The organism is Pseudoalteromonas apostichopi, from assembly GCF_030297135.1.
GTDB classification, from domain to species: domain Bacteria; phylum Pseudomonadota; class Gammaproteobacteria; order Enterobacterales; family Alteromonadaceae; genus Pseudoalteromonas; species Pseudoalteromonas apostichopi.
This window is the reverse complement of sequence record NZ_AP028065.1, coordinates 2,835,586-2,851,609: the sequence shown is the minus strand read 5'-3', so window position 1 is coordinate 2,851,609 and position 16,024 is coordinate 2,835,586. Positions and strand designations below refer to the sequence as shown.

Genomic DNA, 16,024 nt, shown 5'->3' with positions numbered 1-16,024 from the left:
TGTAAAAGCAACTCAGAGCAGTGCTCCGAATTGGTAAAAAATAGTCCATCAAAGTACCAATTACAGTACTTAATTGTGCTTATGAAAACACGATTAAGTACTACAATTGGCAATGATGTTTTTTCAATTACTTAGTAGATTCACCTACTAAGATGTGCGCTAGTATACCTTTCATGCGCGCACAAAAAAAGGGGCTAAATAGCCCCTTTTCTCGTAATCTAGTTCTTAGCGACGTAGGCCAAGCTCTTGGATTAACGCAGTGTAACGTGCAATGTCTTTACCTTTAAGGTAGTCAAGCAGTTTACGGCGTTGGCTTACTTTGCGAAGAAGACCACGACGTGAGTGGAAGTCGTGCTTGTGGCTAGCAAAGTGACCTTGAAGCTTGTTGATATCGAAAGTTAGAAGTGCAACTTGTACTTCAGGTGAACCAGTGTCGCCTTCAGCGCGTGCAAATTTACCGATGATCTCAACTTTTTCTTGATTGCTTAGTGACATAGTAACTCCAAAAATTAATTTAAATTGTGTTTTAGCCGATCACTAATTCAGCCAAAACGATTGAGCGGGGCGTATTCTACCCAGCTTTGCTTATAACTACAAGGTAATCTTTACTCAGGCAGCTGATTTGATAAGCCACGCTTTGATTTTAAGTGACCATCTTTATGGCGCTCACCGGTACCAATGAACACCCCATCAGCCATTACCTTTACTACCCCATCTGGTACAGGCCTGCCAATCACTACTGTTTGACCATGACTAAATGCCACGCCCTGCTCTTGGGTAATCTCAATCACAGGTAAGTCAACCAAAGCAGTATCCATTGGCAATAGTAGCTCATCGAGGTAGCTTGAAGGTGCAACATCGTCTGCTTTTGCTTGCTGTAGCTTTTCTTCAAGTTGCTCAAGAGTGACCATTTTCTCACTTGGATAATGGCCAACTGCACTGCGGTGTAACATGATAACATGAGCACCACAGCCAAGCTTTTCACCTAAGTCGTCAACAATAGTACGAATATAAGTGCCTTTAGATACATGTGCCGTCATTTGTACTTCGTTATTAGCTTCATCAAACTCATCAAGCGTTAAACTAAATACATTAATTTTTCGACACTTACGCGGCACTTCAATACCTTCACGGGCATATTTATACAAAGGCTGACCTTGGTATTTAAGCGCAGAGTACATCGAAGGGTATTGATCCGACTCACCTAAGAAACTGGCAATTTGCTCAGCTAATTGCTCAGGTGTTACCGATACTTCACGCGTTTCAACCACTTCACCATCTGAATCAGACGTTGTAGTTCGCTCACCAAGTTTGGCACGAACAACATAGGTTTTGTCTGTATCGAGCAAAAACTGGGTAAACTTAGTCGCTTCACCAAAACAAATAGGCAGCATACCCGTCGCGAGCGGATCAAGCGCACCGGTGTGACCTGCTTTTTGAGCAAAGTATATTCCCTTTGCTTGCTGCAATGCTTTGTTTGATGAAATACCTTGCGGCTTATTAAGTAATAAGATGCCGTCAATAGCACGACCTTTACTGCGTCTAGCCATTAGCCTTTAGTGCCTTCTTCGCCGTCGTCTTCGTCTACATGCTTAGCATTGTCTTCACGAATAACAGAATCAACCAAGTTTGAAATACGCATACCTTCCATTAGTGAGTTATCGATCACAAAACGTAACTCTGGCATGATGCGCGCACGAATGCGTTTACCTAATAAAGAACGAATATAACCCGTTGCTTCATTTAAGATTTTAGCGCTTTGCTTGGCTTTATCTTCATCATCCGTGTTGAATACCGTGATAAATACTTTTGCGTAAGATAAGTCGCGAGATACCTCAACCGCAGACACTGTTACCATGCCTAGGCGTGGATCTTTGATTTCGCGTTGAAGAATAACAGCAATCTCTTTTTGAATTTGCTGAGCAACACGATCAGTGCGAGAAAATTCTCTCATTTCATTTCACTCTAAAATAATAACTTATTGATGTTAAAGAATAAGTTAATTTAATTACGAATGCACAAATGGGGGCTAGGCCCCCATTTAAAGCAATAACTTAAACGAAATTAAAGTGAACGTTGTACTTCAACCGTCTCGAATACCTCGATTTGGTCGCCAACTTTAACATCGTTGTAGTTCTTAACGCCGATACCACACTCCATACCGTTACGAACTTCTTGAACGTCGTCTTTAAAGCGACGTAGTGACTCAAGTTCACCTTCGTAGATAACCACGTTATCACGAAGTACACGGATAGGTGCGCTACGCTTAACGATACCTTCAGTAACCATACAACCTGCGATTGCACCAATCTTAGGTGACTTGAACACGTCACGAACTTCAGCAAGACCAATGATCTCTTGCTTGAATTCTGGAGCAAGCATACCTGACATCGCTTGTTTAACTTCTTCAATCAGGCTGTAGATTACGCTGTAGTAACGTAAGTCTAGGTTTTCTGACTCAATCACTTTACGAGCTGATGCATCAGCACGTACGTTAAAGCCAACAACAATCGCGTTAGACGCTGCTGCAAGAGTTGCATCAGTTTCAGTGATACCACCTACACCTGAACCTACAATCTTCACTTTAACTTCATCAGTAGAAAGCTTAGTTAATGAATCAGCGATTGCTTCGATTGAACCTTGTACGTCAGCTTTAAGAACGATGTTAACTTCTGATACATCACCTTCAGCCATGTTCGTAAACATGTTTTCAAGCTTCGCTTTTTGTTGACGAGCAAGCTTCACTTCACGGAATTTACCTTGACGGTAAAGTGCTACTTCACGCGCTTTACGCTCATCTTTAACTACTGTTGCTTCATCACCAGCAGCAGGGATACCAGATAGACCTAAAATCTCTACTGGAATAGATGGACCAGCAGACTTAATGTCTTGTCCGTTCTCATCTTTCATCGCACGTACACGGCCATATTCAAGACCACAAAGTACGATATCACCTTGGTTAAGCGTACCAGACTGAACTAGGATTGAAGCAACTGGACCACGGCCTTTATCAAGACGCGATTCAATTACAACACCTGCAGCCATACCTTCAGCTGGCGCAGTTAGTTCAAGTAGCTCAGCTTGCATTAATACTGCTTCAAGTAGGTCATCAATACCTAAACCTGTTTTCGCAGAGATATGCACAAACTGTGTTTCACCACCCCACTCTTCTGGGATAACATCTAATTGTGCTAGCTCGTTCTTAACGCGATCTGGGTCGATGCCTTCTTTATCCATCTTGTTTACTGCGATGATTAAAGGAACGCCTGCAGCACGGGCGTGCTGAACCGCTTCTTTAGTCTGTGGCATTACACCATCATCGGCTGCAACAACAAGAATTACAATATCCGTAGCTTTAGCACCACGAGCACGCATTGATGTAAACGCGGCGTGACCTGGCGTATCTAAGAATGTGATCATATGACCATTTGTTTCAACGTGATATGCACCAATGTGCTGAGTAATACCACCGGCTTCACCAGAAGCAACTTTTGCTGAACGAATGTAATCAAGTGTTGACGTTTTACCGTGGTCAACGTGACCCATTACTGTCACAACCGGTGCACGAGGAATGGCTTTACCTTCTTCGCTACGGTCGTTTAGTACTTTCTCTTCTAATTCATTTTCTTTAACAATGATAACCTTGTGACCCATTTCTTCAGCAACAAGCTGTGCTGTTTCTTGGTCAATCACTTGGTTAATGGTAACCATGTCACCCATCTTCATCATTGTTTTAACAACTTCAGCACCTTTAACTGCCATACGTGATGCAAGCTCAGCAACAGTGATTGTTTCACTGATACGAACTTCATTTTTCACGTCAGCGGTTGGTTTTTGGAAACCATGTTGTAAAGACGTTGGTGCTTTTAGCTTGCCTTTCTTACCTTTAGGACCGGCAGCCTGTTTATCTTTTTGAGGTCCTTTTTTCTTTTTCTTACGACGAGCGCTATGCTCTTCACGTGCGTCAGATTCATCTTCTGCTTCACGTGCGTAAGTTGAAGTCGTAAGGTGGTGATCAGCGCTTTCTTCACGCTTCTTACGCTCTTCTTCTTCCTTTTTCCAGCGAGCTTCATTTTCTTCAGCTAGCTTTCTTGCCTCTTCTGCTTGACGTTTCGCTTCTTCTTCAGCTTTTCTCAATGCGGCCTCTTCTGCTTCTTTTTGCAGACGCTCAGCTTCGGCGCGATCTTGTTCAGACTTAGCACTTTGCTCTGGGGTCATCTGCTTCTGTTTCGCTTTACGCTCAGCTTCAGCTTTACGTTTAGCCTCTTCTTTGGCTTTACGCTCAGCTTCTTCTTTCGCTTTGCGTTCTGCCTCTTGTTTCGCTTTTAGCTCTTCAGCTTCTTGCTGGGCTTTAAGCTCTGCTGCTTTACGTGCAGCTTCTTCTGCAGCTAAACGCTCTTCTTCTTGCTGTTGCTCAATGGCGCTTTTCTTGACGTAAGTACGTGTTTTACGTACTTCAACTTGCACAGACTTTGCTTTACCTGTTGAGCCAGTCACACTTAGAGTGCTCTTGCTTTTACGTTGCAAAGTCATGCGAGCAGGGCCTTCAGACCCTGTACCGCCGTGCTGCTTGCTTAAGTGATCAAGTAATGTTGACTTTTCAGCCTCCGTTACCATATCACCTGCTTTTTTAGATATACCGGCTTGCTCAAGCTGCTGTAATAACTTATCAACAGTTGTACCAATATCTCCGGCTAGTTTTTCAACATTTACTTCTGCCATAGTGTGTAATACCTCCGTTAATAAATTACTCGTCTGCGAACCAACAAATGTTACGCGCAGCCATAATTAGCTTACCAGCTTCTTCTTCTGATAGCTCAGTGATGTCTACTAACTCATCAATACCTTGCTCAGCTAAGTCTTCAAGTGTTACTACACCTTTGCTTGCCATAACAAATGCAAGATGACGCTCTAAGCCCTCAAGTGCTAGTAGGTCTTCTGCAGGTTCAGCACCTTCTAAACTTTCTTCCGTTTTAAGCGCTTTAGTTGTTAATGCGTCTTTTGCACGTGAACGTAAGATATCAACTGTTTCTTCATCTAAACCGTCGATTTCTAGGAATTCCGATGCAGGAACGTAAGCAACTTCTTCAAGTGTTGAGAAACCTTCGTTGATAAGTAATGTTGCAAACTCATCATCGATATCTAGGTATTCAGTGAATAAGTTAATTAGCTTGTCTGATTCAGCTTCGTTCTTCGCACGCATGTCATCAACTGTCATTACGTTTAATTCCCAACCAGTTAACTGGCTAGCAAGACGAACGTTTTGACCGTTACGACCAATTGCTTGTGCTAGATTATCTGCTTCAACAGCAATATCCATTGAATGAGTATCTTCGTCCATTACGATTGACGCAACTTCTGCTGGCGCCATTGCATTGATAACGAATTGTGCTGGGTTATCATCGTAAAGAACGATATCAACACGCTCACCACCAAGCTCAGTTGAAACAGCTTGTACTCGAGCACCACGCATACCAACACACGCACCCACTGGGTCGATACGTTTATCGTTAGATTTTACTGCGATTTTTGCACGAGAACCTGGATCACGTGCTGCAGCACGTAATTCAATCATCTCTTCGCCAATTTCAGGTACCTCAATGCGGAATAACTCCATTAGCATTTCAGGTTTAGAACGCGTTACAAATAATTGCGCGCCACGAGCTTCCGGCTTAACTTCGTAAAGTAAACCACGGATACGGTCACCTGGACGGAAGTTCTCACGTGGTAACATATCATCACGGTAGATAACCGCTTCAGCATTGTTACCAAGGTCAAGTACGATTGCATCACGTGTTGCTTTTTTAACAACACCAGTTACCAATTCGCCTTGTTGATCTTTATATTCTTCAACAACTAAAGCACGCTCAGCTTCACGTACTTTTTGTACGATAACTTGCTTTGCCATTTGTGTCGTAATACGGTCGAACTTGATTGACTCAATTTGTTCTTCGACGTAATCACCTAGTTGTAAGTTTTCGTCTTCAACTTGTGCTGCTTCAAGCGTGATTTCGCTGTATGGATGTTCTAAAGAACCATCTTCAAGAACTTCAGCGATTTTCCAGCGACGGAACGTGTCGTAATCACCAGTTTTACGATCGATTGATACGCGAACGTCAATTTCGCCATCGTGTTTTTTCTTTGTTGCAGTCGCTAATGCGAACTCTAACGCTTCAAAAATCTTTTCTTTTGGAACCGCTTTCTCATTGGAGACGGCTTCAGCAACCAATAATATTTCTTTTGCCATGGGTTATGCCTCGCTTGCCCTATTCCTTCGCACTCGAATTAAAACTTTGCGATGATGTTCGCACGTTCAATGTTACTGATCATAATCATATGCTCAGTGCCATCTGCTGAAAGTGTGATCATATCACTGCTAACTGATACTAAATCGCCTTTAAAGTTACGACGACCATCTTGCGGAAGCTTAGTACGCACGCGTACTTCTTCTCCTTGCGCCTTCTCGTAGTGATCTTGTTTGAATAATGGACGATCAACACCAGGAGACGAAACTTCCAAATCATATTCATTTGTAATTGGGTCTTCGACATCTAAAATTGCGCTAACTTGACGACTAACGTCGGCACAATTGTCAACCGTAATCCCTGCATCGTGATCGATATAAACACGTAATGTAGAGTGGCGACCAGCTTGCACAAACTCAAGACCATGTAACTCAAAGCCTAACATTTCAACGGCCGGTGAGAGCATGGCTACTAAATCTTGCTCAAGTTTTGTCACGAAAATCCTCCATACAAACAAAAAAAGGGCATATAGCCCTGAAATACTGAGTTTAATAATGATTTAAAATCACCGCCAAGCAGATACAACAACGCCCCGAACCAAGCGGGGCGTCACACCTAAAGCATAAAACTGTGTGGCCTAGGGCCAAGCTTGGTTGCGAGTCAATTACCTGACCAAATTAAACTAGATAGCCTAAACGCAAAACGCGCATTACCAGAATGCGCGACTTCATACAGTAAAAATTACTGTGCATACTAAGTACACTTACAATGCCTTAGCATGTATTTGGTTGCGGGAGCCGGATTTGAACCGACGACCTTCGGGTTATGAGCCCGACGAGCTACCAGGCTGCTCCATCCCGCGCCAATAGATATTAAAAGTAACTTAATATCATCTAATCGAGTGCAAAACACCTCAATTCAATGGCGGCCATTATAAGCATGTAGCGCTCAATTAGCAACCTTCCAGCATGAATTAGTTAGACTATTTTTTGCCTAAAAAATTTATGACAACCTTGTCATAAATTTTCCAAAACTGGAAATTCTTGTCTATATTTAATCAAATAATAAGAACAACCTATAGCCTCGGCTATTAAGCGATGTACTATGAGTCTATCTTCATTTCAAAAAAGACTGTTACTACAAGACATTGAATTGCTAAAACCTGATTTTCATCAGTATACAAGCGCCTATCATCGCAATCTTAGTTCATATAAGTTAACTATGGTGGTGCCAGATCATGAAAGCATAACTAAGCGCAGTTATATCTTGTATTGTGCTTTGAATAAGATAATCAGTCATCTTGATGACTTACATCAAGTCACACCATTTATCCATTACTTAGCAAATAACCTAAGCTTTTTAAAAGTATCCTTTAACGATATCGATTCGCTTTGCAGAGCCTTTATCGAAACCCGCAAATCATACATTCACCCAATTGACTCTCAATTGCATCGCGCTTGGCTGCAAGCTACGAGAGTGTTTGCAAATATTGTCAAAAGTTACTTGTTTTCTTATTCAAATGTGGTGTCTTTTAGCGCGTATTGTCCCGCACGATTAAGTTCATAGCTTCGTTAACTCGCTGTTGAGTCTGTCGATTTGTTTTTGCTCAATAGCGATAAGAGTATTAAAGCGACTAGTTAGAGCTGTCATTTTGTCTGCTAATGCATTGTCGCTATTTGCATCAGCTAAATTGCGAGGGCGGCTACTTAGTTGTTGCTCAAGCTTTGACATTTGCATGTTAAGCTCAGCTTGATAAGTATCTATTTTATTCTCGTGCTCTGAAATTTTACGCATAATCTGTTTTGAGCGAATAAAACTAGCGACCTCATTATTGGCAACCTTGTTAGCATATGATGTTAAGGTGTACTTTTCAGCCATGAGCCTATCAATACTACGCTGCTCGCCGTTAATAAGTAGGCCGTAACGCTCAGATGCGGCGCTCATCTGTTTGGCAATGGCTGCCTGTTTCTTAGCACCCACCAAGTTACGCAGCTGAGAATCAGATTGCTCAGATAAGGCCGCAATTTCCCTGTTCATTTTGAGCTTAAATGTATCAATTTTATTGTTATGTTCTGCAATTTTCGCATCAATTTGCTTTAAGCGGATATAACGCTCGACTTCCGCGGAATCTTTATCTGTTGATGTTTGTGCATCATTATTTGAAGTATACGAAAGGTGTGGGCTTTGCTCTTTAATAGTAATCAACTTTGCATCTTTGCCACAAGGTTGTTGGCTAAACTCAGCAACACCATTTTTCTCACAGTGATAAACAGTGCTGTGCGCCAAAGGGCAAACTAGTAGGCTTATAAATAGTAAATGTAAGTTAATTTTCATGTCGTACCATTCCTAGTTTTTTACTCATTAATTATGCCATTAATATACCTTTTTTATAGACTATATTAATCGATCTATCTTAGTGTTTGTTTCGTAACACCTTAGATTACTTGCTGCAAAGGTAATTAAAAGTGCAATACACCACCTTAAGATTTATTTTTGGCGACCAACTTAATGCAAGCCACAGTTGGTTTAAAGATAAATCACAACCAGACACACTGTATGTCATCGCCGAATTAAAACAAGAAACCGACTATGTAAAACATCACCTACAAAAAGTGGCCGCTTTCTTTGCTGCAATGGAAAACTTTGCTAATGCACTTACAAAAGCAAATTTAAACTGCCTACATCTAACACTTGATGACACAAAAAATGATGCTACATTACCTGATCTACTCACCCGTTTAGCAAAGCACTATCGATGCCAAAATATTGAGTATCAATATCCAGACGAATACCGCCTCAAAAAGCAACTTGTAGAATTTTCAAAGCAGAGCGAATTTAATGTTAATGCCGTTGACTCGGAGCATTTTCTACTACCTTTCGATGATATTGACCAGTATTTTAAGCAAGATAAGCCAGTTAAAATGGAGTTTTTTTATCGTGCTATGCGTAAGCGATTTAATATATTAATGGACGATAATAACCAACCTCGTGGTGGGAAATGGAATTTTGATCAGCAAAACAGAAATAAGTTAAAACCGAGCGATCTTAAAGAAATCCCAGAACCTTTGTGTTTTGGTCATGATATTAGCCAAACCCTCAAACGGATAGAAAAGCACAAAGTAAACACCTTTGGCGAGTGTAGCAATACTCTCATTTGGCCAACCACTCGCTCTGAAGCAAAACAATTACTCGATTTTTTCTGTGAACATTTGCTTGTTAATTTTGGTCAATTTCAAGATGCCATGACATGCCAGTCAAAGTATCAATGGTCTTTGTATCACAGCCGTTTATCGTTTGCCCTCAATACTAAAATGTTGCACCCAATGCAGGTCATCGAACAAGTGTTAACGAGCTTTGAAAAGCAACATATTGATATTGCGCAAGTAGAAGGCTTTATTCGGCAAATTCTCGGCTGGCGTGAATATGTACGTGGGATTTATTGGCAAAATATGCCTGATTACGCAAGCAAAAATGCCTTAAATGCCAAGCGTGCCCTACCCGATTACTTTTGGCACGGCAAAACGAACATGAATTGTATGCACCATGCTATTTCACAAAGCCTGCAAACGGCTTATGCACACCACATACAACGTTTGATGATAACCGGTAACTTTTGCTTATTAACCGCTATTGAGCCAAGCGAAGTAGATGAATGGTATCTAGGGATTTATATCGACGCCATTGAATGGGTTGAAATGCCAAACACTCGTGGCATGAGTCAATTTGCTGATGGTGGCTTAATTGCCACTAAGCCTTACGCTGCCAGTGGTAATTACATCAATAAAATGAGTGATTATTGCAAACACTGTCACTACAACATTAAAGAAAAAGCGACTGATGATGCATGTCCGTTTAACAGTTTATATTGGCATTTTATGTTAGAGCATAAACAGCAACTATCACAAAACCCACGGATTGGTATGATTTATAATAACTGGTATAAGCAAGATGAATCAGTTCAGCAAGCCACACTTGATCGTGCCAACTGGTGTTTGGATAATTTAGATAAACTGTAACAACAAAAAAGCCGCCTCAAGTGAGGCGGCAAAACTAACTAGGGGAAACAATGCTGTTGGGAATTACTTGTTTTCGAGTAATTTACCATTACCGATTTCAATTTTGCGTGGTTTTAATGCTTCTGGAATCTCACGCTCTAAATCGATACTTAGTAAGCCATTTTCAAGGTCTGCGCCAAGTACTTTAACGTGGTCACCTAATTGGAACTTACGCTCAAAGTTACGCTCCGCAATGCCTTGATGTATGAACTTACGTTCAGCATTATCTTCTTTATCAGCTTTCGTACCGCTGACTTTTAAAGTGTTATTTTCTGACTCAATGGTCAATTCACTGTCACTAAAACCTGCTACAGCCATAGTGATACGATATTTGTCTTTATCGAGTGCTTCGATGTTATATGGAGGAAAACTTGGCTGCTTGTCTGTACGCGCTGCCGCATCCATTAATGATGCTAAGTGATCGAAACCGATGAATGAACGATAAAGTGGTGATAAGTCTACTGTACGCATAATTATATCCTCATATTTAAGCGATATTTTGTTAGTGCTCTTCTATAGAACCAGCGCTAACAAAGTTAAATTAATATTATATATTTCAATTACTTTAGTTTGTTTTGGACCCATCAGGCGTCCTCACTAAACTATCTATGGGCGGGCAAAATCTTTTCAAGATTTTTAGCAAAAAAAATTACAACTTTTTTAAATTAAATGAAATTTATACCATCGCAAACGGGTCTGAATAAGTTGATTTTAAAGGGCTAAACACGTACAAAATAACAATGAAAAAAAATCCAACTTTTTTAAAAAAATTTATCAGTGTGCTAAAAAATGTCGTGTTAATGGCTGTCGTTGTGTATGCCGTGACCGCATTTCAGCAACGTAATTTACTCTCAACTGATAAAACTCCTGCCCCCTATTTTAATTTAGCCACGCTAAATGACCCGACAGAGCGGATGACCATCGCACAATTACAAGGAAAGCAAACAGTGGTGTATTTCTTTGCGCCTTGGTGCTCAATTTGTCGCTACAGCATGCCAAATTTAGAAAAGTCCCATCAGCAAGGTAAGTTAAATGCCATAGCAATTGCCCTCGATTATCAAAACATTGCTGAAGTTAAACAGTTTACCGATTCACTAGAACTGACCATGCCAGTGTTACTTGGCAGTAAAAGTACGGGTCAAGATTATAAAGTAAGTGCCTATCCAACTTATTATGTCATTGATGAACAGTTGGCTATTACTGCTCACTCTATGGGTTACTCAACAGAACTTGGTCTTAGGATGCGGACACTTGATTAGCTAAATTACTATGATGAGAAAAACAGAATAGTACAATCGATTTTATGCGCTGTTTTTATTCATTTTATTCGTTAAGATAACAACTAGATAAACACATTCACATCGAGGAGAGCGATATGTTAACTGTAATTTTTGGCCGTGAAGGCTGCCCATACTGTGTTCGTGCAAAAGATGTTGCTGAAAAACTTGCAAATGAGCGTGACGATTTTAAATATCGTTATATTGACATAATCAAAGAAGGCATCAGCAAAGCGGATCTAGAGCAGTCTGCTGGCAAACCTTGCCCAACTGTACCACAGATTTTTATTGACCAAGCTCACATTGGTGGCTTCACTGAATTCGAAGCATACGCTAAAGAAAATTTAGGGTTATATCAATAAATTGTAAAAGTGGTTGATTTTGGCAAATTCAAACTGATTAAATTATGACCAACATCAACCACATACAAATTAGTTGTAATTTATACAAGCAATTGCCTCGTATTTCCTATACAATGCGCGCCTCTTTAAATTCGTTGAGGCGTATTAATGTCAGAACCAGTCACGTTTGAATCTCTAAATCTTTCTCCTGCAATCCTTAAAGCAGTTGAAGAGTTGGGTTACAAGACTCCATCTGAAATCCAAGCTCAATGTATACCGTTATTGCTAGAAAGAAAGGACGTACTGGGACTAGCGCAAACGGGTACAGGTAAAACAGCAGCATTTGCACTGCCGTTACTAAATAATATTGACCCGTCTGTGAAGCAGCCACAGATCCTTGTTTTAACGCCTACGCGTGAACTTGCGATCCAAGTAGCTGAGGCATTCGAACAATATGCTAAGCATACTCGTGGTGTTGAAGTTTTAGCCCTTTATGGTGGCCAAAGCTACAGCATCCAACTAAGTGCACTTCGTCGTGGCGCGCAAATCATTGTTGCAACGCCAGGTCGCTTAATTGACCACATTAACCGTGGCACAATCAAGTTTGAGAGCTTACAAGCCCTTGTTCTTGATGAAGCAGACGAAATGTTACGCATGGGCTTCATTGATGATGTAGAAAGCATCATGGAGAAAACGCCACGTGAAAAGCAAACATGTCTTTTCTCTGCGACCATGCCTAAGCAAATTCAAAATATCAGCAGCAAGTACATGAATGAGCCTGAGCAAGTTCATATCTCTGCTCGTAACTCAACTGTATCTACTGTTGAGCAAGTATTTTGGAATGCACATGTACACAAAAACAAAGCTATCGTTCGCTTCTTAGAAGCTGAACAATACGATGGTGCAATTGTTTTCGTACGTACACGTAACGACACTGTACAGTTAGCTGAATTACTTGAGCGCGAAGGTTTCTCTGCCGCACCACTTAATGGTGATATGAACCAACAAGCACGTGAGCGAACAGTAGACCGTTTGAAAAACGGCCTAGTTGATATCGTTATTGCAACAGACGTTGCTGCACGTGGTCTTGATGTAGACCGTTTAAGCTTAGTAATCAACTACGATATTCCACAAGACTCAGAAGCCTACGTTCACCGTATTGGTCGTACTGGTCGTGCGGGTCGTACAGGTAAAGCGATTCTTTTCGTAAAACATAACGAGCGTTATTTACTTAAAAATATCATTCGTCATACGAAGTCAGAGATCGCACAAGTTGATTTACCAACAGCAAAAGTAGTTGAAGAAAAACGTATTAAAGCTCTTCAAGACAAATTAACTATTGCTCTTGAAAACAAAGATATCACTTTCTTTAACCAAGTAGCTGCTGACATGGCAGAAAAGCTTGAGCTAAGTGCTGAAGATTTAGCCGGTGCATTACTTTGTTTAGCGCAGCAACAATCACCAATCAAGGTTGAAGAAGTTAAAGTTCAACCGCGTGGCGAACGTAACGAGCGTCGTCGTAACGAACGAGGTGATCGTGCTGAGCGTGGCGACCGTCAAGGACGTGAGCGTAAACCTCGCGAGCCACGTGAGCGCAATAGCCGCAGCATGGGCCCTATGGATACTTACCGTATCGAAGTTGGTCGTGAGCACGGTGTACAAGTTAAAAATATCGTTGGTGCGATTGCTAACGAAGCTGATATCTCAAGCAAATTCATTGGTGATATCCGCTTACACGACAGTCACAGTACGGTACAGTTACCACAGAACATGCCAAAAGATGTGCTTGATCACTTCCAAAAGGTGTTCATCTGTAAACGTCCGATGAATATGACGCTAACGCAAGACCAAGGTCCTGCGGCTCCTCGCTCTGAACGCCCAAGCGGTGATCGTGGTGACAAAAAGCGTAGCTTCAAAGACAAAGATCGTGGTGAAAAACGTGGCGGCCCACGTAAAGAGCGTCGCCCAGTGAGCTTCACTGCGAACTAATCAAAGCTGTAAGCAATAAAAAAACCTTGTCATGAAAGTGACAAGGTTTTTTTGTGTCTGAAGTTAGGCTATCAGCCTAAAGTTTTTAAAGCCTCAGCTGGGTGGCTGAGGCTTTATTACTTAAATCGTTATGAGCCAATGGCTGGGTATGCGTAGCTTGATTGTAGGCCAAGTGGGATGCCTAAGCCCCAGTACGCGAGTAAGAAGATACTCCAACCGATTAAGAAGGCGATTGAATACGGCAACATCATGGCGATTAACGTACCAATACCTGTGCCTTTAACATACTTCTGGCAGTACACCACAACCAGTGGGAAGTATGGCATCAGTGGGGTAATGATATTAGAGCTTGAGTCACCTACACGGTACGCAGCTTGAGTCAAATCAGGTGAAATACCTAGTTGCATCAGCATTGGTACAAAGATTGGCCCTAACAGCGCCCATTTTGCTGAACTTGAACCTACAAATAGATTCACAAACGCCGTTAAGAAGATAATACCTACCACAGTCACCGAACTTGGTAATGCCATCGCTTTAAGTAGCTGTGCACCTTCAATAGCAAGTAATGCACCTAGATTTGATTTACTAAATGCGGCAATAAATAACGCGCAGAAGAACGCCATAACAATGTAGTAAGCCATACCGCTCATGGCTTTACTCATGGCATCGATCATATCTTTAGAACTTTTGAATGTACCAACTACAAAACCGTAAACTGCACCTGGGATCCAAAACAGTAAGAATATAAGTGGAACAATTGATTGCATTAACGGTGAGCGGAAATTAGTTAAAGAACCATCACTACTTCGCATTGCTGAGTCAGCTGGAGCAGAGACAAACCAAAGTAATACAAGGCCAACAATCATCACTGTGCTTGCGATATAGAATGCACGTTTTTCATCACTGCGCGCTTCATCAAAAGCAGGTAAATCTTCTGTATCACCATCAAGTGGCGTGTTTTGTAAACGCGGCTCGATAATTTTATCTGTGATATACCAGCCTAATAAGATAATAAATAAGCTTGAAGCAGAGGTGAAAAACCAGTTATTAAGCGGATTAATCGCCATATCAGGATTAATAATTTGTGCTGCACTTTGGGTAAAGCTTTGCAGTAACGGATCAATCCCTGACGGAATAAAGTTTGCGCTAAAGCCACCACTTACCCCAGCAAACGCCGCAGCAATACCAGCAAGCGGATGACGACCCATAGCATAAAAAATGACCCCAGCCAGAGGGATGACTAATACATAACCGGCATCAGTTGCCGTATGGCTGACAATCGCCACTAAGATAATAGAGGGTGTTAAAAGCTGCTTAGGTGTTACTTTTAGCATTAATTTAAGGCCAGTGTTGATAAAGCCAGAGTGCTCAGCAACACCAACACCTAACATGGCAACAAGCACCACGCCAAGTGGCGCAAAACTGGTAAAAGTTTTCACCATCGAAGACAAGAAAGTAGCAAGGGAATCCCCTGCTAATAGATTATTTACAACTATGGCTTCGCCTGTTCGCGGGTCGATTGCATCAAATGTGGTGCCCGAGAAGAGCCAAGATAAGAACCAAATAAGCAGCATTGCGACTAAGAAGATAATCGCAGGATCAGGGAGCTTGTTGCCCACCCTTTCAATCGTATTCAGAAAACGTGCGATTGCACCACTTGGTGCCTGCACATCATTATTGTTATTCATTTTCAAATTCCCTGGAAAAATATCTCGTTAACCTTAACGTATCTAAGTTCTAAGGTAAATTTTAAGTTAATAGAATTCCCTAATAAAGGTAATCACTTGATGTAAAAAAAGCGACACAGGTCGCTTTACAGTACTCATTTTAATACTCAACTAAACCGCTAGTGCTTTAACCTCATCCCAAAGGCGCACAACGAGCTCTTTATCTTCTTCGTTTAGCTCACCATTGCGATAAGCTTTAACCAGACTTGATTCAACTTGATTATTAAGTTCATCAATCGATAAATTTAATTCTTCTACTTGTGCGTAGCCTACCGCTAAGTCAAAGTGACCACGCAAATAGCCACCAGCAAATAGCTCGTCGTCAGTTGCTTTATCGACTAAATCATCAAAATATTGCTGCGCTGCATCAATATAACTTACTAAAATCAT

14 protein-coding genes and 1 tRNA gene are annotated in these 16,024 nt (G+C 41.3%); 4 read left to right on the top strand and 11 right to left on the bottom strand.

The genetic code is table 11. The features are described 5' to 3' along the window. Positions 1–225: 225 nt before the first annotated feature. The 8 genes from rpsO to QUE86_RS12885 all read right to left on the bottom strand — a co-directional run bounded on the left by rpsO (position 226) and on the right by QUE86_RS12885 (position 8,579). Positions 226–495: a 30S ribosomal protein S15 gene (gene rpsO, locus QUE86_RS12920; protein WP_130051977.1), complete on the bottom strand. Its 270-nt coding sequence runs from the start codon at positions 493–495 to the stop codon at positions 226–228. 110 nt (positions 496–605) lie between these two features. Next, a complete protein-coding gene (gene truB, locus QUE86_RS12915) occupies positions 606–1,550 on the bottom strand; it encodes a tRNA pseudouridine(55) synthase TruB (protein WP_130051978.1) in 945 nt (314 codons plus the stop codon). Further along, positions 1,550–1,954: a 30S ribosome-binding factor RbfA gene (rbfA, locus tag QUE86_RS12910; RefSeq protein ID WP_130051979.1), complete on the bottom strand. Its 405-nt coding sequence runs from the start codon at positions 1,952–1,954 to the stop codon at positions 1,550–1,552. The genes truB and rbfA overlap by 1 nt, the downstream gene beginning before the upstream one ends. Before the next feature lie 110 nt (positions 1,955–2,064). After that, complete coding sequence (infB, locus tag QUE86_RS12905; RefSeq protein ID WP_130051980.1) at positions 2,065–4,722, bottom strand: translation initiation factor IF-2; 2,658 nt, start codon at positions 4,720–4,722, stop codon at positions 2,065–2,067. A gap of 25 nt (positions 4,723–4,747) precedes the next feature. Then, a complete protein-coding gene (gene nusA, locus QUE86_RS12900) occupies positions 4,748–6,247 on the bottom strand; it encodes a transcription termination factor NusA (protein ID WP_130051981.1) in 1,500 nt (499 codons plus the stop codon). Positions 6,248–6,285: 38 nt separating this feature from the next. After that, the gene (gene rimP, locus QUE86_RS12895) at positions 6,286–6,741 is read right to left on the bottom strand and encodes a ribosome maturation factor RimP (RefSeq protein ID WP_054553177.1); all 456 of its coding nucleotides are present in this window, start codon (positions 6,739–6,741) and stop codon (positions 6,286–6,288) included. Between the two features lie 289 nt (positions 6,742–7,030). Beyond that, positions 7,031–7,107: transfer RNA gene (locus QUE86_RS12890), tRNA-Met, on the bottom strand. Between the two features lie 698 nt (positions 7,108–7,805). Then, complete coding sequence (locus QUE86_RS12885; RefSeq protein WP_286257675.1) at positions 7,806–8,579, bottom strand: hypothetical protein; 774 nt, start codon at positions 8,577–8,579, stop codon at positions 7,806–7,808. Between the two features lie 131 nt (positions 8,580–8,710). Here QUE86_RS12885 and QUE86_RS12880 point away from each other — a divergent pair, with 131 nt between their 5' ends. Beyond that, positions 8,711–10,261 carry a cryptochrome/photolyase family protein gene (locus tag QUE86_RS12880; protein ID WP_130051984.1) on the top strand — a complete coding sequence of 517 codons (1,551 nt, stop codon included), beginning with the start codon at positions 8,711–8,713 and terminating at the stop codon, positions 10,259–10,261. 63 nt (positions 10,262–10,324) lie between these two features. On the opposite strand, the gene QUE86_RS12875 is transcribed toward QUE86_RS12880, so the two are convergent. Next, on the bottom strand, positions 10,325–10,771 hold the full coding sequence (locus QUE86_RS12875) for an Hsp20 family protein (RefSeq protein ID WP_130051985.1): 447 nt from the start codon (positions 10,769–10,771) through the stop codon (positions 10,325–10,327). Between the two features lie 329 nt (positions 10,772–11,100). Between QUE86_RS12875 and QUE86_RS12870 the strand changes: the two genes are divergently transcribed. The 3 genes from QUE86_RS12870 (at position 11,101) to QUE86_RS12860 (ending at position 13,907) form a co-directional block, all read left to right on the top strand. Then, positions 11,101–11,559: a TlpA family protein disulfide reductase gene (locus tag QUE86_RS12870; RefSeq protein ID WP_233786794.1), complete on the top strand. Its 459-nt coding sequence runs from the start codon at positions 11,101–11,103 to the stop codon at positions 11,557–11,559. Between the two features lie 116 nt (positions 11,560–11,675). Then, positions 11,676–11,939 carry a GrxA family glutaredoxin gene (locus QUE86_RS12865; protein ID WP_054553185.1) on the top strand — a complete coding sequence of 88 codons (264 nt, stop codon included), beginning with the start codon at positions 11,676–11,678 and terminating at the stop codon, positions 11,937–11,939. A gap of 147 nt (positions 11,940–12,086) precedes the next feature. After that, complete coding sequence (locus QUE86_RS12860) at positions 12,087–13,907, top strand: DEAD/DEAH box helicase (protein ID WP_130051987.1); 1,821 nt, start codon at positions 12,087–12,089, stop codon at positions 13,905–13,907. Positions 13,908–14,035: 128 nt separating this feature from the next. Here the strand turns inward: QUE86_RS12860 and QUE86_RS12855 are convergent, their stop codons facing one another. After that, positions 14,036–15,595, bottom strand: a complete 1,560-nt coding sequence (locus QUE86_RS12855) for an AbgT family transporter (RefSeq protein ID WP_130051988.1) — start codon at positions 15,593–15,595, stop codon at positions 14,036–14,038. 150 nt (positions 15,596–15,745) lie between these two features. Further along, positions 15,746–16,024, bottom strand: a complete 279-nt coding sequence (locus tag QUE86_RS12850; protein ID WP_130051989.1) for a YfcL family protein — start codon at positions 16,022–16,024, stop codon at positions 15,746–15,748.